Raw genomic sequence first — 21,110 nt, forward strand, 5'->3', positions numbered from 1 at the left:
TGAGGTATGAAAAGAAGGTGTTCTATGTGATCTGTAATAAATAATAAATATATACGAATGAAAAAGGTATTATTAGCTGCTGTTTTTTTGGCAGGTTTTAGTTTCTCTTATGCTCAGGAATCCAAAGCAAAGAGTAGTGATCCAAAAGAAGATAAAGATCTGATGACTTGGTATCATAAAGATTTTTCTGGTACAAAAGTATATGGTGTAAATACGGCAAATGCATACAAATATCTTGAGTCTAAAGGCTTAAAGCCTACAACTGTTGTCGTGGGAGTTTTAGATAGTGGAGTACAGGTAGATCACCCGGGATTAGTTAAAAACGTATGGTCTAATCCTAATGAAGTACCGGGTAACGGTAAAGATGATGATGGGAACGGATATATTGATGATGTACACGGTTGGAACTTCATAGGAGGGAAAAACGGAGATATTGATATCGATAATATGGAAGTAACAAGAGTTGTCGCAAAATATAAACCTGTTTTTGAAGGAGATGACTCTACAAAAAATAAAGCAAATCAGGCTAAAATGGCAGATGAATTTGCCATGTATATGAAAGCCAAGGAGCTTTTCAATAAAAAGAGCATTGAAGCTAAACAAGGCCTTCAGACGTACACAATGATTAATGAGGTAATTCCTAATATGGTAAAACTATTAGGAGGAAAACCAGTAACAACAGAAACAATTTCTTCCATTAAAGCGCCGTCTGATCAAAAAGATGCAATTGCTTTACAGGTCTTGGGGCAAGTATCACAAAGCCCGGAATTTAAAGGAAAATCATCAGCTGATTTTGAAAAAGCGATCAAAGATCAAATGAAGGAAGCAATTGATTACTATTCTCCTCAATCAAAACAATATGACCTAAGCTATGATCCGAGAAAAGAAATTGTAGGAGATAATTACGATGACTACTCTGAGAAAAACTACGGTAATAATCATTATGAAGGCCCGGATGCAGAACACGGAACACACGTAGCAGGTATTATTGCAGGACTTCCGCAAGGAAAAGAAGTTCAGTATGGTATCGCTTCCAAAGTAGCAAAGATTATGTCCGTAAGAACCGTTCCTAATGGTGATGAAAGAGACAAAGACGTTGCCAATGCCATCAGATATGCTGTAGACAATGGTGCAAAAGTCTTGAACATGAGTTTTGGAAAACCGGTTTCTCCGGGTAAAAATGTAGTTTGGGATGCATTCAAATATGCTGAAGATAAAGGGGTTCTTTTAGTAAAAGCAGCAGGTAATGAAAACGAAGATGTTGCAGAACATCTGGCGTATCCTACCAATTTTAAAAACGTAGCAGACGAAAAACCATTTGTAAATAATGTTATGGTAGTAGGAGCTAGTACAAACAAGAATAGTGCATTGAGAGCAAGTTTCTCTAACTATAACAAAAAGATGGTGAATGTTTTTGCTCCGGGAGAAGAGATTTACTCTACTGTTCCTAAGAACGAATATAAATACCTTCAGGGAACTTCTATGGCTTCACCTGTTGTAGCGGGTGCTGCTGCTGTTCTGTTAGCTTATATGCCAAACCTGAAACCTTATCAGATCATTGAAGCTCTTGTGAAAAGCAGTAATCCTAATACCGAAAATGGTTTTAACGATTATTCTCAGGCAGGAGGGGTAATAGATTTGAAAAAAGCAGCAGAATATGCTTATACCAATTTCTATGATGGTAAATCATCTACACAAAGTAATACGAAGCCTTCGAAATCCATAAAAAAGGCTGTTAAAAAATAGTTTATCTCCCTGTGTTTAAGGAGAAATCATAAAAAGTCCGGATTTTTTCGGACTTTTTTATTTTTTATTTTCAAATTTGGCACGGTTTTTTGTAACTTTATTGTAACAAAATAATAAACAACAAAATGAAAAAGTTACTACTTGCAGGGATGTTAGGAACATCACTTTTTGCAGTGTCATGTTCCTCTGTAAACAAAGCAGCTACATCTCAAAATCAGAAAGGAGATTTCCTTAAAATGAAAGGAGATTGGCAGATTGTAAGCGTAGATTACGAAAAAGGCTATAAAATTAAACCTTTTGATGAAGGGGCAGATGCGCAATGCTTCGTAGGAAGTCACTGGAGACTTATTCCTAACAACTGGACTGGGGCTTATACATTAAATGGAGGAGGAAGTTGTCCGGCTATCACACAGCCTATTAAATTTGAAGTGAAAAATGGTAATACTTTTATGTTTAAAAAAGTCTTGGAGGGTACCAAAGCGAAACAAAACATAGCAGGATATACTCTGACATTAATCAACCAAACAACAGATCAATTTTCACTTCAGCAAGATGTACCTTTCGAAGGAGGTAATGTAAAAGTTGTTTACAACTTCGAAAGAGCAGGAATGAAATAATTCAATAACATAAAAGATCAAAAAAAATGAAATTTACTAAAACATACGTAGGAGCCCTTTTCTTGTCATCAGCATTATTATTAACAAGCTGTGAAGCGGTTCAGAATTCAAATCATCAACAAAGAGGTACCGCTGTAGGTGTAGCTTCAGGAGCTGTACTTGGAGGTATTCTTGGAAATAATGTAGGGAGAGGTGGAAACGGTGCTATCGGTGCTGTATTAGGAGGTATTATCGGTGGGGTTGCAGGTAACGTTATCGGTAACAAAATGGATAAACAAGCCAGAGATATTAAAGAAACTTTACCGGGAGCTCAGGTAGAAAGAGTAGGAGATGGTATTAAAGTAACCATGAATGAAAGCATTGTAAATTTTGCCTTTGATTCTTCAAACCTTACTTCTGTTGCACAAACTAACTTAGATAAATTAGCTAAAGTATTGGCTGATAACCCGGACACCAATATCAATATCTACGGACATACAGACAGCGTAGGTAAAGATGCTTACAACATGGCACTTTCTCAAAGAAGAGCGGATGCGGTAAAAGCATATTTAGTAGGTAAAGGACTTGCAGGAAGCAGAATGTTCACAAAAGGTGAAGGTAAAAATATGCCGGTTGCAAGCAATGATACAGATGAAGGAAGAGCTAAAAACAGAAGAGTTGAATTTGCTATTACTGCCAATGAAAAAATGATTAATGACGCCAAACAAGGACAGTAATTAATTTAACATATAAATATTTTCGTAAAAGACCGCCTCGGCGGTTTTTTTTGTATTTTTATGCTGTAAATTTTGAATTTATTATTTTTGCAATTGAAATAACATAAATGAAGAAATATTTAAAGCTGCTCCGGGTGGAGCAATGGGTGAAAAACCTGTTTGTATTTGTCCCTCTATTTTTTTCAGGTAACATTACCAATTTAGATTTACTTACCAAAAGTATCTTTGCCTTTATCATTTTCTCATTAGCTGCCAGTGTAGTCTATATTTTAAATGATTATAATGATATTGAAGCAGACAGGAAACATCCTGAGAAAAGAAGACGTCCTCTGGCCAGTGGAGCCATTTCAAAATCACGGGCGATAGGAATTCTTATCGGGCTGGTCATTGCCGATGTTGCTCTGGTATTCTTTGCTCAACTGTATTTTCATGAGTTTTTATGGAAGTTTGCTACCATTATTGGATTTTATGTGGTGATGAACCTTGCTTATACATTCAGGTTGAAACATGTTCCTATCATTGATATTTTTATCATTGCCATAGGATTTGTATTAAGGGTATTGGCTGGCGGTTATATCACAGGTATCAGCATTTCACAGTGGGCCATTTTACTGACTTTTGTATTGGCGTTAGTCCTGGCAATAGGAAAAAGAAGAGGTGAGCTTATTAATGCTCAGGTTTCAGGAAAAACAAGAAGAGCGCTTGATGGGTATAATGTTCAGTTTGCTGATATCGCACTATCCATTTCAATTACCCTTGCTATTGTTTGTTACCTGATGTTTACTTTGTCTCCGGAAGTTCAGGCAAGATTCCATGAAAGGGTATTTTATACTGTTGTTTTTGTGGTATTTGCTCTTTTAAGATATCTCCAGCAGACCCTGGTGTACAACAGGACAGAATCACCTACGAAAATAGTTTACAGAGACCGCTATATCCAGGTTACTTTATTACTTTGGGTTGCCGCATTTTTAATTCAAATTTACTTTAAAAAATGAAGCCGAATTTCACACAGAAAGTTACAAATTGGGGTAATTTCCCGATAGTGGAAAAAGAAATGAGATCTGAGGACAGCTTCAAAAAAATAAAAGAATTTGTACTCAATCACAATGAAGTGATCGCAAGAGGAAATGGAAGATGCTACGGAGATGCTTCGTTGGGAGAAACCATATTTTCCACCAAAAAATTAAATAAATTTATCAGTTTTGACCGGCTAAACGGAATCATCGAATGCGAAGCAGGTGTATTGCTTTCAGATGTTCTTGAAATATCTGTTCCGCAGGGTTACTTTCTTTATGTAACTCCGGGAACAAAATTCGTTTCCGTAGGAGGAGCGATTGCTTCTGATGTTCATGGGAAAAATCATCATGCGGAAGGTTGCTTTTCAGAATATGTAATTGAGTTTAAATTAATGACAGAGAACGGGGAGATTATTACCTGTTCCAGAGAAGAAAATTCAGAGAAGTTCTGGGCTACTATTGGTGGCATGGGGCTTACAGGGATCATTCTTACTGCAAAATTTAAACTTAAAAATATAGAATCTGCATATATCCGGCAGGAAAGTATTAAAGCAGATAATCTGGATGAAATTTTCAGATTGTTTGATGAAAGTGAAAGCTGGACCTATACTGTAGCCTGGATCGATTGCCTTCAGAAAGGTCAGAATATCGGAAGAAGTATTCTGATGAGAGGTGAACATGCTTTTCAGCACGAACTGCCACAGAATCTGGGAAAAACCCCTTTAAGATTAAAAAAGAAATTACAACCAACGGTTCCTTTTTATTTTCCGGGCTTTGTGTTGAATGCATTAACGGTGAAAATTTTTAACTGGTTGTATTATAAAAAGCAGACTAAAAAGGAAGTGAAGAACTTTATCGATTATGAAACATTCTTCTATCCGCTGGATGCCATTAATGACTGGAATAAAATTTATGGAAAATCGGGTTTTATTCAGTATCAGATGGTGATTCCTAAAAATACAGGGAAGGAAGGAATGAAAAAAATCCTGGAAACGATAGCAAAAAGTGGAAACGGTTCTTTTCTGGCGGTGTTAAAACTCTTTGGAAAAGATAATCCACAAGCTTATAATTCATTTCCTGTGGAAGGGTATACGTTGGCGCTGGATTTCAAAGTCAATTCAAAACTAAAAAAACTGGTTGATCAGCTAGACAGCATTGTTCAGGAATTTGGTGGAAGAATCTATCTTACCAAAGACAGCATGAGCAGGTCGTCTTTGACTAATTACCTGAAAAATATTCAAAGTCCTAAATTTGTGTCTTTACAGCACAAAAGAATCATAAACAACAACTCATAATGATAGTTCTGGGAAGTACATCTGAAGTGGCACAGGCTTTTGTGGAAAAAGCACTTCAGGAGGGAGAAAAATTTGAAAAAATATATCTTTTTACCTCAAATAAAGAAACTACAGAAAGGTTTGCAAGACATATTGATGTGAAGTTTCTGCAGCAATCGGAAGTTATTGAACTGGATCTGACAAAAGAAATTGATTACAACAGATTTGATTATATCAATTCAAATGTATTATTTTGCGCTGTAGGATATTTAGGAGAAGGAACGGAGGAAGGGCTGTATGATAATAAGAATACAGAGCGTATTATAGATATTAATTATTCAAAACTGGTGCCTGTCATGAATTATTTCGCCCAAAAATTTGAGAGCAGAAGATCAGGGACGATCATTGGCCTTTCTTCAGTGGCAGGAGACAGGGGAAGACAGAGTAATTTTATTTACGGTAGTGCCAAAGCAGCTTTTACAGCGTATTTAAGCGGTCTGAGAAACTATCTTTTTGATAAAAAAGTACATGTTCTTACCATAAAACCGGGTTTTATGGCGACCAAAATGACAGAAGGATTACCTTTGAATCCTAAGCTGACAGCCACTCCCAAGCAGGCTGCAGCAAGTATTTATAAAGCTTTTAAAAAGCAAAATAATGTGGCATATGTTTTGCCGGTTTGGAGTATTATCATGATGATTATCAGGAATATCCCTGAATTTATATTTAAAAAATTAAAGCTTTAAAAAAATGAAAAAATTGTATTGTTTTGATTTTGACGGAACCCTGACTTATAAGGATACCATGTTTATGTATCTTAAGTTCTACGATTCTACAAGATATCGGATACAATTTTTAAAGCATGTTCCTCTCTTTATTTTGTTAAAATTAAAACTGGCTGAAACAGAGAAAGTTAAAAAAAGTTTTATCGGATCTATTCTAAAGGGACAGACTCAGGAAAAAATCGAAATGAAGTCTAAACAGTTTTTTGAACATCATTATCCTAAAATCGTAAGGGAAAATGCATTAGACTTTATCAAAAATATCGATAGGAACAATATACAAAGTTTATTGGTCACTGCTTCATTGGATATTTGGGTAAAACCTTTTGCTGATGAATTGAAAATGCAGCTTGTTTCTACACGTGCAGAGTTTAAAAATGGCATTTTTACAGGAAATTTTATCGGTAAAAATTGTAACGGAAAAGAAAAACTCGTAAGAATAAAAGCAGAAATTAACGATTCTAAGTACGATAAAATTATTGCATTTGGTGATACTTCCGGAGATCGGCCAATGTTGAAATGGGCAAATGAGGGACATTACCAATTTTTTCATTAATTTTGGATGATAAAATTGTAAAAAATGAAAAGCCTGTTAATTGTATGTGCGTTAATCCTAATGAGCTGCGCAGCTACACCATCTCAAAAATTACCGGTTATGCAGAAAAATGCAGAACTTCTTGTATCTCAGGGACAGGGAGGAACTGAGGAAAGCGGCTTTAGAATTATTAAAGACGAAAAAGAATATCTTGCTGTTGCCAATAGTGGTTTCCAGCTTATAGAAGAAGGAAAAAATCCGGCATCCAATTACCCGAAATTTCCAAAAGACAAGAAAGTAGTTTTATACAATTTAGGTGGTTTCAGATCAGGAAGTCACACGATTTCACAGATCAAGAATGTTTCTGTAAAGGATAATGTCTTGTATGTGGAAGTTCCGGCGGCCCCCCCATCCGGTGGAATGGAAATTCAGGTGATTTCTAATCCCTGGTTTATGTTTGCTGTTCCTGTAGATTACCAGTTTAGCTCCGTACAATTAAAATATTCAAAATAATAATGGATAAAATATATTTAGATAACGCCGCAACCACTCCGCTTGCAGATGAAGTTATAGATGCAATGGTTGGTACGATGAAGATGAATTTTGGAAATCCGTCTTCAACTCACAGCTTTGGCCAGGAAGCAAAAATCCTTATTGAAAATGTAAGAAGACAGGTTGCAGACTATCTTCATGTAAGTCCTGCTGAGATCATTTTTACTTCCTGTGGAACAGAATCCAATAATATGATTATTAAATCCTCTGTAGAGCATCTTGGGGTAGAAAGGATCATTAGCTCACCTTTAGAGCATAAATGTGTCTCTGAAAGTATTTTGGATATGAAAAGCAGAAAAGGGGTAGAAGTGAATTACATCCGTCCCAATGAAAAAGGAGATATCGATCTTAATAAATTAGAAGAATTATTAAAATCTTCAGATAAAAAGACCCTGGTAAGTTTAATGCATGCCAATAATGAGATCGGAAACATTATCAATCTTAAAAAGGTTGCCGAGCTGTGCAAAGAAAATAATGCACTTTTCCATTCGGATACTGTGCAAACGATGGCTCATATGAATCTGGATCTTTCTGATATTCCGGTAGACTTTGCTTCTTGCAGTGCCCATAAATTCCATGGTCCTAAAGGCGCTGGTTTTGCTTTCATCAGAAAAGCAACGGGGTTAAAAGGAATCATTACCGGAGGTCCTCAGGAAAGAAGTCTGAGAGCAGGTACGGAAAATGTTGCCGGAATTGTAGGACTTGGAAAAGCATTAGAACTTTCTCTGAATCATATGGAAGAATATACAAACCATATGCAGGGAATTAAAGACTATGCCATTGAAAGACTTTCTGCTGAAGTGGTAGGAATAAAATTCAATGGACGCAGTGCTGAGAAAGAAAATAGCCTTTATACTGTATTAAGTGCATTATTGCCTTATAAAAATCCATTGATCGGACTTCAGCTGGATATGAAAGGAATTGCAATTTCTCAGGGAAGTGCATGCTCGTCAGGCGCATCAAAACCATCGATGGTGATGATGATGGTATTAAGTGAAGACGAAATGGACCATTGTACCCCTTTACGTATTTCCTTCAGTCATATGACCACAAAATCAGACATTGATGCCTTAGTAGATGCTTTGAAAGAAATCTCAAAGGACTTCGCTATAGAAAAAACTAATGTTGAGCATAGATAGTCTTATGATGTAAAAATCGTAATTTTGACTACTCAAAAAGAGTAAACAAGAAAATAATATTAATTAAAATAAAAGAAACAAAATGGCTTTAGAAATTACAGACAGCTCATTCCAGGATACGGTTTTAAAATCAGATAAACCGGTATTAGTAGACTTCTGGGCAGTATGGTGCGGACCTTGCAGAACATTAGGACCAATCATCGAAGAAGTTGCTTCAGATTTTGAAGGAAAAGCGGTAGTTGGAAAAGTAGATGTAGACAACAACCAGGAGATTTCAATGCAGTATGGTATTAGAAATATTCCTACAGTTCTTATTTTTAAGAACGGAGAAGTAGTAGACAAATTAGTAGGTGTAGCTCCAAAAGAGGTAATCGCTGAAAAATTAAGCGCTCACTTATAAAAAAAATAAGTTTGATAATGAATGCCTTCCAGTATTGGGAGGCATTTTTTCAAAAATAATTTGCAGATAACAAAAAAAGATGTAATTTTGCAACCACGAAAAAGAAACGACGTTCTTTAGAAAAATGATCCGGTAGTTCAGCTGGTTAGAATGCCGCCCTGTCACGGCGGAGGTCGCGGGTTCGAGTCCCGTCCGGATCGCAGAAAGTTTTATCAATTACTTTTAAAAAATTGAGATCCGGTAGTTCAGCTGGTTAGAATGCCGCCCTGTCACGGCGGAGGTCGCGGGTTCGAGTCCCGTCCGGATCGCAGAAGTTTTGTCAATTTCTTTAAAAAAAAATTGATCCGGTAGTTCAGCTGGTTAGAATGCCGCCCTGTCACGGCGGAGGTCGCGGGTTCGAGTCCCGTCCGGATCGCAGAAGTTTTATCAATTTCTTTAAAAAAAAATTGATCCGGTAGTTCAGCTGGTTAGAATGCCGCCCTGTCACGGCGGAGGTCGCGGGTTCGAGTCCCGTCCGGATCGCAACTCAATAAAAAACCTGTAAGTATTTACAGGTTTTTTTGTTTCTTATATTATCAGATTCAGAAAATGTTTTCAAGAAATGCATTCAGGAAGATTCTTTCCGGATCTACAGTATCCCGTAATTTTTGAAAACTTTCCATTCCCGGAAACTTTTCCTCAGATGCTGTTTTTGAAAGGTCTGAGAGTTTCCCCCAATTAGGACGGGCTGTATATTTGTTCATTACATCAAAAAACAACTGCATAGATGGATGAATTTTTTCCTCACGATATTCCCGGATACATACTCCAATATAAAAGGTGTTTTGTTTGTAAGCTGGGCTGAGATATGAATTTTCTGCATGGGTATAGCGGAGATCCACAGGAAAATGCAATTTGTATTTAGACTGTTCTAAAACATCTCTGAATTCCTTTAATGCCTTTTTATGATTGTTATCGGACATCGATAGTCCATATTCTGAAACTACCATGGGTACGGTTTCGTCATGTACTAAGATTTCAAAGCAGTTTCCTATTCTTGTACGTGGAGTGAAAAAATATTCCAGGCAATAAGAATTGATTTGTGGAATCAGAGATGGATCATGGTTACTTTTTATAAATAGGGGAGTAGTTAGTCTATCAATTTCAATATCACGTTTTTTTTGTTCTTCAGTGTATTTTATCCATTGATCCTTTTTACGATACTGTTCTTCTTCTATTCTTTCGGCTTTAAATAGATAGACTTTATCTGTATGTGGGAACCACCAGGCTTTAAAATATTCATAGTATTTTGCATAATCATCCATAGATTTCAGGAAGTCATCAAAATCAATAACAGATTCTTCTGATTTTACATAAAATAGAGGATCACACTTTAAAGTTACTTCTGTGACAATTCCGAATGATCCTAGTGAAAGAGAAGCAGCTTCCCATAGATTGAATTCCTGGTCATCTATTTTCCACTTCGTCTCGCTGGCTATTTCGATCGGATCCCCTGTCGCTGTTATTATTCGTAGTTTCTCAATCTGTGAAGAAAGACTTTTATGCATTAAACTGCTGCCATGTGTGCCGGTTGCTATAGCGCCTGCGACCGTTTGTTTATTGATAACTCCGAAGTTGGGAAATGATAAACGGTTTAATAGCATGATATTATATAGCTCATATAAATACATTCCTCCCTGGCAAACAATAATGTCTTTATTCACTGAAATCAGTTTTCGGTAATTTTTTAATGAAATTAAAATTTCATTACTGATCGCAATGGGGGAAAAAGAATGTCCGGATCCGACAACTCTGATCTTTTTTTTATTCTTTTCTGAAAATCGGACTATTTCAATGATTTGCTCTTCGGTTTCCGGTTCAAAATAATTCTCGGAAAGGCAGGATTGATTTCCTGCCCAATTATTCCATGTGTAATTCTCTTTTTTAATCATTAATATCGGATGCTTCGGTTACGACTACCTTTGATTCGCTGTATGCTGATGTATTAATGCCTGTTTGCTTTTCTGCCTCTACTTGTTCTTTTACCCATTTGTATGTCTTTTCTATTCCTGAAGCTAAAGGAATAGAAGGTTTCCAGCCAAGTACTTCTTCAATAAGAGTATTGTCGGAATTTCTCCCACGAACCCCCTCAGGTCCTTCGATGTGCTTAAGTGGCAGATTCTTACCTGCCTTTTCCATGATAAGCCTGGCAAAATCATTCATTGATATCATTTCTTCAGAACCAAGATTAAGTGGTTTGTTATAATCAGATTTCATGATTCTGATAATCCCTTCTACACAATCATCTATATAGCAGAATGAGCGTTTCTGCTCTCCATCTCCCCATATTTCGAAGACTGATTCTGCTGCGGCTGCTTTGCGGCAAAATGCTGCAGGTACTTTTTCTCTTCCCCCTTTCCAAGTTCCTTGTTCACCATAGATTCCATGGAATCTTGCAATACGGATTTGCATTTGTGGAAATTCTTCCGAATATTTCATCGCAATCTCTTCACCGTATAATTTTTCAAGCCCATAGATATCCTGAGGATAGGCTGGCCATGCATCACTTTCCTTTAATCCAACTGTGTTTTCAGAATCGTCTTGTACATGTAGAGGGTAAACACAAGCACTTGAAGAGTAAAAATAACGTTTTACATTATGATGCCTTGCAGCTTCAAGCATATTCAAGCTAATCATTGTATTATTATATCCAATGCGGCTATGATTACTTTGAATAAACCCCATTCCCCCCATATCCGCAGCGAGGTTGAAGACCCAGTCAATCCCTTCACAAGCATCCATACAATTTTTCATTATTCGTAAATCGATTCTAAGGAACTCGTGACAAAATTCGCCAGGTTGCATAAATTCCGGGCTCTTCCAGTCAGCGCCTATTACATAGTAGCCCTCTTGTTTTAATCGCTTGCCCAGATGAGAACCTATGAATCCGCTTGCTCCTGTTACCAATACCCGGATTTTATCGGTTTTGAGTATGCGTTTAGGTTCAATGAGTTGCAGGATTTTAATGATGTAGGGGTGATGTGTATATTGGTCTTGTAATTCAGAAGGAATAGAACCGTTGATATCAAACCATTTTCCATCCGAGTGATCATGATCAAAACTTAAAGAAACTGCATCATCAACCTCTGCCTGAAAAGTGATATTTACTGTGTGTGAGGAAGCCCCTTGTTCAGAATCATTGAACTCTGTGGAAAAAGTGCCGAGGTACTGTGTTATTTTTATTCTGTCTTCAGGAATATTTAGTTCTAAAGCTGCTTTTCTTATTCCGCATTCTTCTATCCCTTCATTTTTCAACATTCTGCCACCTTGCATCCAGTAAACACCTTTACCAGGCTTATTTTTACGTTTCGTAAGAAAAGCTTTATTGTCTTTTACAATGACAAGGTCGACGCATATTAAAGGAACATTATCAAGAATAGTGCGATAGATATCTGTAGGGATTAGCCCGCTAGCTGATTTTGTGATATTTTCGTCTTTGTAATGTAGGGGGGTGTTTTTCATATTTTTTTAAGTGATTTAATGATTTTATGAAAGGTTGAATGTCTTAAGAAAAGATTCAAAAATGGCTGGACTAATGCTTTCGTCATATGCATTTAAGCTTTTTTTTATTTCTTCTTTTGAGCAAGCACCGATTACAATAGTATTCACAGCCGGATTATTGAGAATAAAATGATAATTAAGAGCCATTAAGTTGACATCGTTTTCCTGGCACCACCAATACATTTGTGTTGCTTTTTGTATTGAAACATCTTTCTCTATGGAATAATGCCGGATATTAATATCAGCCGGATTTTTACCTGACAGTAATCCCATGCACAACGCAGAGCCTAACAAGACCGTGATGTTGTTTTTGTTGGCTGTTTCCAGCAAAGCGTTTGCTTTGGTTGATAAAAGATTATAATCGAGGTAAGGCAATATTGCATCAGCATAACCTGAGGAAATGAATTGAAGGTGGAGGTCGTGGTCTCTAACTCCTAAGCCGATATTGTGAATTATTTTCTCCTCTTTCAGGCGGAGTAATACCTCTATTCCTCCGTTTTTCATCATATTCTTAAATTCAATATCGGAAGGATCATGAATGTGAAGAATATCCAGATAATCTGTTTGTAGTACTTTTAAACTATTTTCAACGCTTTTTCGGATATTTTCTCCTGAATACCCTTTATATATAGGGTGTGTTCCAGCTTTTGTGGAAAGAATATATGATGAACGGTTTCCATATTCTTGTAATGCAATACCGATTTTTCTTTCGCTGTCACCGTAAAAAGGTGAGGTATCGATCAGGTTAATGTTGTTTTCCAATGCGAATAAAATAGTTTCTACAGCCTGTTTATCTGATACTGGCCCCTGAAAGAAAATGTTTTTATTACAGGAGCCAATACCTGCTCCACCGAGAGAAATAGGAAAGATGGAAATTCCATTGGTATTCAAAGACATTTTATCTCTTAATTGTGATTTATTTATAATTCAAAAATAAATAATTTATGTTATTAATATTATAAATTTATTTTTTTTCTTTATGTATGGAATATATTTTAATTATTGAGATGATGTGGATGAATTACCTACGAAAACTGGGAATTTGAAGGCGTGAAAACCTATATTAAACTTAGAAATGAATATCGCGGAGTATTTTACTTTCATTTTTTTAAAATTTTATAATTGATAATCTGTATTTTAAATAAATACTATAGAAAAAAGGTTGTGCTTTGTTTGGAGGGAATGAAAAAAGATGTATTTTTGCAATCACAAAAAAGAAATACAGTTCTTTCAAAAACAAAAAATGATCCGGTAGTTCAGCTGGTTAGAATGCCGCCCTGTCACGGCGGAGGTCGCGGGTTCGAGTCCCGTCCGGATCGCAAAAGAGTCTTCTAGAAATAGGAGACTTTTTTTATGAATTAAATTTAGTGTACAGCCTGGTTTATTATTATTTTAGCACTTAAATGTAAATTGATGTCTAAAAGAAAATTTATTCTACTTTCTATACTTAAAACCTGGGGTATTTCAACACTTATTTCTATTGTTTTTTTGATTATCTTTTTAAGTCTTACCAAAGAAGTCAGGGAACGTCCCAGAAATTGTGATATGAGTGGTTTGGCTTATGTTTTTGTAATCTTTTGGATAACTTTGATGAGCTTGGTTTCGCTTAGTAGCCTTTTCTCTGTTTTAAAACAATTTCAGAAAAGAATAATGACAGGGATATGCTGGTTTTTATTGCCTGTTATAGCTTTATGTTATTCCTTTTTTGCAGTAAGTGACGGGAAAATTAATGGCCAGGAAATTTTTGTTTTTCTGATCATGAACCTGCCGTGGATGGTTGTATGGATATTTTATTATTACAGATTTATTTCTTTATTCAAATATTGACCTTTTTAATTTAGTTTTGTTTTATTTCAAAGAATCCGAGTGATATAATTTCCCAATGTTTATAAATAGAATAAAAGAGTTTGTAGTCCATACCTTTATGATAAAAATTGATTCAAACAGAATTTTTGGGCTGGATCTGTTGCGTTTCTTTGCTATATCTTTTGTTGTAGTTTCTCATGGTCTGCATTATCTTCCTTATGCTGATTTTTTTCTAAACTTTATGTTGGACGGTGTTACCCTGTTTTTTGTTCTGAGTGGCTTTCTGATCGGGGGAATATTAATAGAAATTTTAAACCGGACGAAGTTCGACAGGCAAGAGCTATTGAATTTCTGGGTCAGGAGGTGGTGCCGAACACTGCCTGCCTATTTTTTGGTTCTGTTGGTTTTGTTGATTTTGGAGACGCTGTTTACTCCTGATTTTTCAATATATAATGGAATCAGATATTTCCTGTTTATACAGAACTTTGCATCGCCTCATCCGGAGTTCTTCGCTGAAGCGTGGAGTTTAAGCATTGAAGAATGGTTTTACCTGTTGATACCTGTCTTTCTATATGGACTAATTTATATTGTAAAACGTGAAGTAAAAACGTCTGTATTAATCGTAATTATTTCTATTATCCTTTTCACTACTTTATTTAGATTGTACCGGTATTCTATATGCGGAACTCCTCCTGATTTGAATAGTTGGGATCTGAACTTTAGGAAACAGGTGATTACAAGATTGGATAGTTTAATGTATGGTGTTTTGGGTGCTTATATAAAGTATTACTATTCAGAAATATGGAATGCTCGTAAAAGGATCGTATTTTATTTTGGATTAGCTTTAATTTTATTAAGCCAATTGTCTCTGATAGAATTAATATCTGATCGGAACAGTTTATTTTTTTCGGTATTTTCTTTTAGTCTGATGTCTGTAGGAACTCTCTTTCTTTTGCCTTTTTTAAGCAGCTACAAGGCTACACCATATAAAATTCTCAAGCCGGTAACTTATATCAGTCTAATCTCATATTCTATGTATCTCGTGAATCTGACTTTTATTCAAACATGGGTTATAGGGCAAATGTTCGTTTACCCACATGTTTTCCGCTATTTTATATCTTCTGCATATATTGTATTTGCAATGTACCTTTTCCTGTGCTTCATTATATCTTTCTTTTTATACAAGTACTTTGAAATCCCAACTACCCGATTAAGGGATAAACTTGTGGTAAAACCAAAAAAAGAGGCTTAATAGTAAAGATGTTGTATTCTCAGGAAAAAAAAATTACCATCCATGAGACAGTAATAGCAAAGATCAATTAGAAGGTTTTTCAGATCAGCTGTTTTTTTCAAAAATAGCAGCTGCTACCGATAAACTGATGTTTAGAGCTACATTGATTCAGTCTTTATTAAATATTTTTCATTCTGAATAGTCTGAATGGTTTACGATAAAAACTTCACGGATCAAGTGTACTTGAACTCAGACTGAATCATGTGAGGTAGCTTCTTTATGTCATGGTTATGATTATATTTTAAAACTATGTTGTCTTGAGTTATTTATTTTTAATTCACACATCTCCTTTATGAAGAGGGGTGAGTATTTTCTAAAGAGTACAATCATGAAAATTATTTTGCAAATGTAAAAGTCCCCCTATTGAAAAAGACTACACTTTTGTGTAGATTTGTATGATTGACATTAAAACTACTCTTTAGAGTAGTGTCTTAATACACTAAGGTCTATGAAACAAATTGACAGGTTTTTTAATGATAAAAATGAGGTAAGCCAGGAGGCTGCAATTGATTATAGCCAGTCCACAGATTATCTTGAAGGGATAAAAGCTCTTGCCAGAACTACTTATCAGAGTTTGTATGTCATTAATTATCAAACCAGGGGATTTGAATATGTTTCTGAAAATCCACTTTTCCTGTGTGGGAAAACCTCAGAAGAAGTTAAGGATCTGGGATATGCCTTTTATTTTCAGAATGTAAAGCCTATGGATGTTGAGATGCTGATAAAGATTAATAAAGCTGGATTTGAATTTTATGAAACAATTCCTGTTCAAGATCGGAAATTGTATTCTATTTCTTACGATTTCTACCTTATCAATCATGGAAAGAATCTTGTTTTGGTTAATCATAAACTCACCCCGATGTTTCTTACAGAAGAAGGGCAGGTGTGGAAAGCATTGTGTGTTGTTTCACTTTCCAATAATAATTCCTCAGGGAATGTAGTTCTTAGTAAGGAGGGGACTGATGAAATCTGGAAATATAATCTGGAGGAAGATATATGGTTGAAAAGTGAGAAAATTAAACTTTCTTCAAGAGAACATGAGATCTTACGCTTATATGCAAGCGGGCTGACGATTAATCAAATTTCTGAAAAACTTTTTATTACCGCAGATACAGTGAAGTTTCACCGGAAAAAACTCTTTGAAAAAATTGGAGTTAATAATATAGCAGAGGCGTTGGGCTATGCCCAAACCAATAAATTGTTATAAATCAATATTGTTTAATACCGTTTTTTTACGGTATTTTTAAGAATGTCTTTTATGATTCAAATTTAGGTCTGATATTTGTACTGGGTAGCCAAACTAAATGACCTCTCTTATTTATGAAGAACATATCTGTGAAAAAAACATTTTTATACGCTTGCTTATGTACCTTATTTCTTGTTTCATGTAAAAAAGAAATAGAAAAGGTAAGTGATACTTTTAAAGATACAGTTTCCGGATCTGAAGTAATGGAAACAGAAAAAGATTCCGTGAAAAAAGATTCCGTACCTGTTGTGAAGAAAGAGTCTGTTCCCCCAATGATGCAGGAGAATGGTTTCTATAATGCTTTCGTCCTTCCCAAAGACAAAAAAATGAGAGATTCCGTGTATGCGGAATTCAGCAAAAAATATAGTGTTGAAGAGCGTACTGCTATCCTTGCTTTAAACAGACTGGATTCTAAAAGCAAATGGAACGCAGATACTCTTGTTGTTCCTGCTAAAATTGATACGACATTGATGGCTTATTCACCGTTCCCAATGCAACTGGATGTATTGAGTGGAGTGAAAAAGTTTGTCATATTTTCTTATCCTATACAGGCTTTTGCAGTATATAATAATGGAAGTCTTGTGAAATGGGGCCCTACCAGTATGGGAAAAAAAGCAGCTCAGACAACAAGAGGGCTTACTTTCGCCAACTGGAAAAAGAAGTTGTCTATTTCTACAGTAAGTACAGAATGGAAGCTTCCCTATAATTTTAATATCCATAATATAGGAGGGATCGGATGGCATGAATATACCCTTCCGGGATATCCTGCCTCACATTCCTGCTTAAGATTGCTGAGGAAAGATGCGCAGTGGTTATATTCTTATGCTGATACCTGGATTCTGAATCCGGGCGGAGCAACTACAAAAGCAAGAGGCACCGCTGTAATGGTATTTGGGGACTATAAATGGGGTGGAAGAAAACCCTGGAAAAAACTTTTGGATGATCCGAATGCCAATAATATCCCGGTAGAAGAGTTAACCAAATTACTGGAACCCGATGTTCCCAAAATGTTGAAAGAACAAGCCAATAGAGAAAAAGTAGCTGATTCTATCAAAGCAGCAAGAGCGATGGCCCCGGCTGTTCAAAATGAAAGAAGCGGAGATTCTTTGTCTAGATAATTTTCTTTTCAAACTGTAAAGTAGATTCTTCAGCAAACTTTCTCAATTTATGCATTTCATCTTTTCCTTTATGTTGCCCGAATCTTGCAGCGATATAGGTAAGGAGAATAAGAAATAACATCACAAAAGAAGCGCTCAGTGCCCAAGGGTATTCGGCGCTTTTTATTTGTTTTTCTACATAGTACATGGTGAAAAATGTCATCCAAAAAATAGAAAAAGAAAAATAGAGAAACATGAAAAAGGTCCAGACTGCGGAGCTGGGTCCAAACACCCCCCGGATTACCGTGTGGTCATCCTCAATTTCTACCCGTAATGAAAGGCGGGGTTTCCAGTAGCTGTCATATTTCGTTTCAACGTAGATTGTGGCAACTTCTTTATTGATGTTCCCGGAAAATTCATCTTTATGTTCAGTAAGATATTTTTTCAGATTGTCAGCATATTCTTCCTTGGTCAGATGAGTAAACATCTTGAACCTTGGCCGCGTTCTTATTCTGTCTAAGGTTGTTTCTTCGGTTTTCATATTCTATTCTTGATAAGGAATCGGATCTTCGAGAGTGAAACGTATGGTAAGGGTTTGATCTTTTCTCTGCACAACCATCGTGATACTTCGTCCTTCGTCTGATCTCATGATTTCCATAATGTGCGCCAGTTTCATATCTGAAGTCTTATTTCCGTTAATACTGATGATCCGGTCATCCTTTTGTAAACCAGCTTCATCAGCAGGAGAGTCTTTTCTTACTCCTGCAATGGAAAAGATGGGTTTCAAAGAGAACTTGTATTGAAAAGAGTCTCTGTATACTACATCTCCACTGCTTCCTGCCTGAGTTTCAATGTTTATCTTATCTGACTGCCACTCCAGACCGTCTTGTTTGAAATCCAGGCCACTCATATTAAAATGGAAAGGATCATTAAAGTCCCTGTTTTTTTTAAGATATAACTTTTTATTGGGATAATCAAAAATAACCATAAAACGCCTCATAATTTCCCCTCCAATGGAACCTTTTCTGTTTTCTACTAAATTGACATGTTGAATAGAAAATTCATCTGGCATAGCAGTAAGAGGTTTTTCAAATTTAAAATCTCCCAGATAAAAATTATGAATCCTGCTCCTTTTGCCATAGATGTCACCATTGAATCCACGCCCCAGAAAATCATCAATATTGGGTCTGTTGTATACAAAATCTTTAATGAGGGTAGGGAAAAGCCATATAGCATCACTATTACCAAGGTCGATCAGTAATTTTGAATCTTTTCTTTCGTGGGTCATTTCTACATCTGCCTGAATGTAAGGTTTGCTTTTTTCAATTGTTATCGGGAATTCTTCAAATTTTTTGATTTTCCTTTGCAGGGGTTCTGTATTCTCATAGACGATTATTTTTTTTCCCAGATAATCAATGGCTACAGGATGATCTTTAAAAAGATGGTAACCAATAACTCCATTGACCGGAATTCCTATATGGGGTGATATGTTAAAGTCCTCATCCATAATAACATAAAGAGACATAGAGGTATTGACTACGGCATTTCCAATGTGTGCGATGTTGCGGTCAGATTTTAATCCGTCAATGCTCAAATTCCCTCCCAGTCCTGAAAATTTTACTTTTTCAACGTTTCCCAGTTTAAGTTCTTTATTTTCCAAACTAAAAAGGATAGTTTCAGAAACGCCTGTATCCAGAAGGAACGTAAGTTCAGCTCCGTTAATTGTGACGGGAATAAAGATGAGATTATTGATAAGTTGAAAAGGGATGACTGCCTTTTTAGTATTGATAAGCTCAAAAGAGTTCTGAGCATATACGAAAATGCTAAAAAATAAACTCAGTAATAAAAGCTTTAGTTTCATTTATTGAATTTACTGAATTTATCTCAATAATCATAAAAAAAACATTCCAAATACAGGAATGTTTGTATGAACTTCAATGAAGTGGTATTATATATTGAATTTATTTAAAAATGGAATAAGTTGATCTATTTTGAAAAGAAATCCATTAAATCCATATAATTCTTCTGATTGACACCATGCCCACTCATATATTCTCTGAAAGTGAAATAACAGTTTAAATCATACAGCAGATCTGCCGCTTTTCTGCCCCATTCCAAAGGGATAACAGCATCATCTGTACCATGGGATACAAAAAATCGCAATTTTTCAAGCTTCTTTTTATCCTTTACGATATGAGTAAGGATTTTATCTTCAGGATAAGCGCTTAAACAAGCTACATAATTAAACAGATCCGGATATTGTAATGCTAAAGCATAGCTCAGTACTCCTCCCTGGCTAAATCCGCACAAGTGTGCTCTGCTTTCAGTAAGGCCATAATGGTTGGTAATTTTCAATATACTTTCCAACACTGAATCTAAAGATTCCTTTGCCTGAGGAAGATCCATGAAGTTATCAGGATTATTAAAATCGATGTCATACCATGAATATCCTTCAAATTGAGTATCTCGTGGAGCCCTGAAGCTTACAATGATCCAGTCCTGAGGAAGGGTTTCTCTAAAACTGAAAAGGTCTTGTTCATTACTCCCATAGCCATGAAGCATAAAAAGAATGGGAGTACTAGGTGTAATATTTTCGGGTTCTCTTACGATATAATCTAAATTCATACAGCAAATATACTTAATAAATTATTTTATAAATCTTAATTTTTGTTATTCCCATAAGCAGGTTGAAAGATCCTGTGTTTTAAGTTTAATGATTGTTTGATTGAACTGAATTATTAGATTTTACGGGTTATTTTTGTTTTTATTGATTTGATATTGTTTGTAAATCTTTGTTGGAAAATTTTCAAAAAAGTTATTTTTATATTAATAAAAAACTTATATTTGGAACATTAAAAAATTTATTTGAAGAAATGAAGCAATTTTACAATTCAAAAAGTTTACTTAGACTTTCTTTTCTATTCGTTTTTTTACTTTCTACTATTACCGTTGTCAGCTCTTGTAAGAAGGATGACGATGATGACGGATTCAAGGATCATTTGGTTCAGTTCGAAGTAAAAACGAGTGCAGGTGGCGAAATAATAAGTGTAGTAACCCAAGTAGGTACTTCACAGAGTACCATGTTTAATACGCCAACAACTCCTTTAACTTCTCCATGGAAAAGCAATGAATTCTTTGTGAATTCCAGCCAGGCTCAGTTAAATCTGGATGCTAATGCAAAATTACCGGATCCGGATTCAGAATTGATTATCAATCTTTATATTGATGGAGAAATTGTGAGAACAGCCAAACAAAAAGGGAAAGGAGAATTGGTTGCTTCTATTGATTACAGCTTCCTGGAACCATAAACTTTAGTATTTATATAAACCTTAAGCCGCTTTTACAGCGGTTTT

The 21,110-nt window shown here is 35.7% G+C and carries 20 protein-coding genes and 5 tRNA genes; 19 read left to right on the top strand and 6 right to left on the bottom strand.

Annotation, left to right across the window (positions count from 1 at the left end; genetic code table 11):
- Positions 1 to 57: 57 nt before the first annotated feature.
- The 14 genes from C1631_RS12500 (at position 58) to C1631_RS12565 (ending at position 9,299) form a co-directional block, all read left to right on the top strand.
- On the top strand, positions 58 to 1,746 hold the full coding sequence (locus tag C1631_RS12500; RefSeq protein ID WP_103249372.1) for a S8 family serine peptidase: 1,689 nt from the start codon (positions 58 to 60) through the stop codon (positions 1,744 to 1,746).
- A 125-nt stretch (positions 1,747 to 1,871) separates the two neighbouring features.
- A complete protein-coding gene (locus C1631_RS12505; RefSeq protein ID WP_103249373.1) occupies positions 1,872 to 2,363 on the top strand; it encodes a lipocalin family protein in 492 nt (163 codons plus the stop codon).
- A 26-nt stretch (positions 2,364 to 2,389) separates the two neighbouring features.
- Positions 2,390 to 3,079: a YiaD family glycine zipper/OmpA-like lipoprotein gene (locus tag C1631_RS12510; RefSeq protein ID WP_109712480.1), complete on the top strand. Its 690-nt coding sequence runs from the start codon at positions 2,390 to 2,392 to the stop codon at positions 3,077 to 3,079.
- 107 nt (positions 3,080 to 3,186) lie between these two features.
- Entirely contained in the window at positions 3,187 to 4,074 is an 888-nt protein-coding gene (locus C1631_RS12515) for a decaprenyl-phosphate phosphoribosyltransferase (RefSeq protein WP_109712482.1), read from the top strand.
- Positions 4,071 to 5,390 (top strand): FAD-binding oxidoreductase, encoded by a 1,320-nt coding sequence (locus C1631_RS12520; protein ID WP_109712484.1) that lies wholly within the window; start codon positions 4,071 to 4,073, stop codon positions 5,388 to 5,390. Before C1631_RS12515 ends, C1631_RS12520 begins: the two co-directional genes overlap by 4 nt.
- Complete coding sequence (locus C1631_RS12525) at positions 5,390 to 6,115, top strand: SDR family NAD(P)-dependent oxidoreductase (RefSeq protein ID WP_109712486.1); 726 nt, start codon at positions 5,390 to 5,392, stop codon at positions 6,113 to 6,115. The genes C1631_RS12520 and C1631_RS12525 overlap by 1 nt, the downstream gene beginning before the upstream one ends.
- A gap of 4 nt (positions 6,116 to 6,119) precedes the next feature.
- Positions 6,120 to 6,707, top strand: coding sequence for an HAD family hydrolase (locus C1631_RS12530; protein WP_109712488.1), 588 nt, complete (start codon positions 6,120 to 6,122; stop codon positions 6,705 to 6,707).
- A 24-nt stretch (positions 6,708 to 6,731) separates the two neighbouring features.
- Positions 6,732 to 7,199 carry a hypothetical protein gene (locus C1631_RS12535; protein ID WP_103249874.1) on the top strand — a complete coding sequence of 156 codons (468 nt, stop codon included), beginning with the start codon at positions 6,732 to 6,734 and terminating at the stop codon, positions 7,197 to 7,199.
- A gap of 2 nt (positions 7,200 to 7,201) precedes the next feature.
- Positions 7,202 to 8,377 carry a cysteine desulfurase family protein gene (locus tag C1631_RS12540; protein ID WP_109712490.1) on the top strand — a complete coding sequence of 392 codons (1,176 nt, stop codon included), beginning with the start codon at positions 7,202 to 7,204 and terminating at the stop codon, positions 8,375 to 8,377.
- Positions 8,378 to 8,459: 82 nt separating this feature from the next.
- Positions 8,460 to 8,777 carry a thioredoxin gene (gene trxA, locus C1631_RS12545; protein ID WP_027374941.1) on the top strand — a complete coding sequence of 106 codons (318 nt, stop codon included), beginning with the start codon at positions 8,460 to 8,462 and terminating at the stop codon, positions 8,775 to 8,777.
- A 126-nt stretch (positions 8,778 to 8,903) separates the two neighbouring features.
- Positions 8,904 to 8,977, top strand: a tRNA-Asp gene (locus C1631_RS12550).
- A 34-nt stretch (positions 8,978 to 9,011) separates the two neighbouring features.
- Positions 9,012 to 9,085: transfer RNA gene (locus tag C1631_RS12555), tRNA-Asp, on the top strand.
- A 33-nt stretch (positions 9,086 to 9,118) separates the two neighbouring features.
- Positions 9,119 to 9,192: transfer RNA gene (locus C1631_RS12560), tRNA-Asp, on the top strand.
- 33 nt (positions 9,193 to 9,225) lie between these two features.
- Positions 9,226 to 9,299, top strand: a tRNA-Asp gene (locus C1631_RS12565).
- Positions 9,300 to 9,358: 59 nt separating this feature from the next.
- Here C1631_RS12565 and C1631_RS12570 read toward each other — a convergent pair.
- From C1631_RS12570 to C1631_RS12580, 3 genes are read right to left on the bottom strand one after another with little or no spacing between them, the layout of a single operon-like run.
- Complete coding sequence (locus C1631_RS12570; RefSeq protein WP_109712492.1) at positions 9,359 to 10,708, bottom strand: D-arabinono-1,4-lactone oxidase; 1,350 nt, start codon at positions 10,706 to 10,708, stop codon at positions 9,359 to 9,361.
- Positions 10,701 to 12,278, bottom strand: coding sequence for an NAD-dependent epimerase/dehydratase family protein (locus tag C1631_RS12575; protein ID WP_109712494.1), 1,578 nt, complete (start codon positions 12,276 to 12,278; stop codon positions 10,701 to 10,703). The genes C1631_RS12570 and C1631_RS12575 overlap by 8 nt, the downstream gene beginning before the upstream one ends.
- Positions 12,279 to 12,302: 24 nt before the next feature.
- Positions 12,303 to 13,214 (bottom strand): aldo/keto reductase, encoded by a 912-nt coding sequence (locus C1631_RS12580; protein ID WP_109712496.1) that lies wholly within the window; start codon positions 13,212 to 13,214, stop codon positions 12,303 to 12,305.
- A gap of 348 nt (positions 13,215 to 13,562) precedes the next feature.
- Between C1631_RS12580 and C1631_RS12585 the strand changes: the two genes are divergently transcribed.
- The 4 genes from C1631_RS12585 to C1631_RS12605 all read left to right on the top strand — a co-directional run bounded on the left by C1631_RS12585 (position 13,563) and on the right by C1631_RS12605 (position 17,778).
- A tRNA-Asp gene (locus tag C1631_RS12585) sits at positions 13,563 to 13,636 on the top strand.
- 605 nt (positions 13,637 to 14,241) lie between these two features.
- Positions 14,242 to 15,375, top strand: a complete 1,134-nt coding sequence (locus tag C1631_RS12595; RefSeq protein ID WP_165828290.1) for an acyltransferase family protein — start codon at positions 14,242 to 14,244, stop codon at positions 15,373 to 15,375.
- A gap of 487 nt (positions 15,376 to 15,862) precedes the next feature.
- The gene (locus C1631_RS12600; RefSeq protein ID WP_109712500.1) at positions 15,863 to 16,621 is read left to right on the top strand and encodes a response regulator transcription factor; all 759 of its coding nucleotides are present in this window, start codon (positions 15,863 to 15,865) and stop codon (positions 16,619 to 16,621) included.
- Between the two features lie 113 nt (positions 16,622 to 16,734).
- Complete coding sequence (locus tag C1631_RS12605) at positions 16,735 to 17,778, top strand: L,D-transpeptidase (protein ID WP_185144668.1); 1,044 nt, start codon at positions 16,735 to 16,737, stop codon at positions 17,776 to 17,778.
- Here C1631_RS12605 and C1631_RS12610 read toward each other — a convergent pair.
- From C1631_RS12610 to C1631_RS12620, 3 genes are all read right to left on the bottom strand, one after another.
- The gene (locus C1631_RS12610) at positions 17,771 to 18,298 is read right to left on the bottom strand and encodes a hypothetical protein (protein WP_103248728.1); all 528 of its coding nucleotides are present in this window, start codon (positions 18,296 to 18,298) and stop codon (positions 17,771 to 17,773) included. The two genes, C1631_RS12605 and C1631_RS12610, sit on opposite strands and share 8 nt — an antisense overlap.
- A gap of 3 nt (positions 18,299 to 18,301) precedes the next feature.
- A complete protein-coding gene (locus tag C1631_RS12615; RefSeq protein ID WP_103248729.1) occupies positions 18,302 to 19,618 on the bottom strand; it encodes a PDZ domain-containing protein in 1,317 nt (438 codons plus the stop codon).
- A 125-nt stretch (positions 19,619 to 19,743) separates the two neighbouring features.
- Complete coding sequence (locus C1631_RS12620; RefSeq protein ID WP_103248730.1) at positions 19,744 to 20,382, bottom strand: alpha/beta hydrolase; 639 nt, start codon at positions 20,380 to 20,382, stop codon at positions 19,744 to 19,746.
- Between the two features lie 248 nt (positions 20,383 to 20,630).
- On the opposite strand from C1631_RS12620, the gene C1631_RS12625 reads away from it, so the two are divergent.
- A complete protein-coding gene (locus C1631_RS12625) occupies positions 20,631 to 21,065 on the top strand; it encodes a hypothetical protein (protein ID WP_228441199.1) in 435 nt (144 codons plus the stop codon).
- Positions 21,066 to 21,110: the final 45 nt, after the last annotated feature.

The sequence above is a fragment of the Chryseobacterium phosphatilyticum genome, assembly GCF_002899825.2.
Taxonomy (GTDB): domain Bacteria; phylum Bacteroidota; class Bacteroidia; order Flavobacteriales; family Weeksellaceae; genus Chryseobacterium; species Chryseobacterium phosphatilyticum.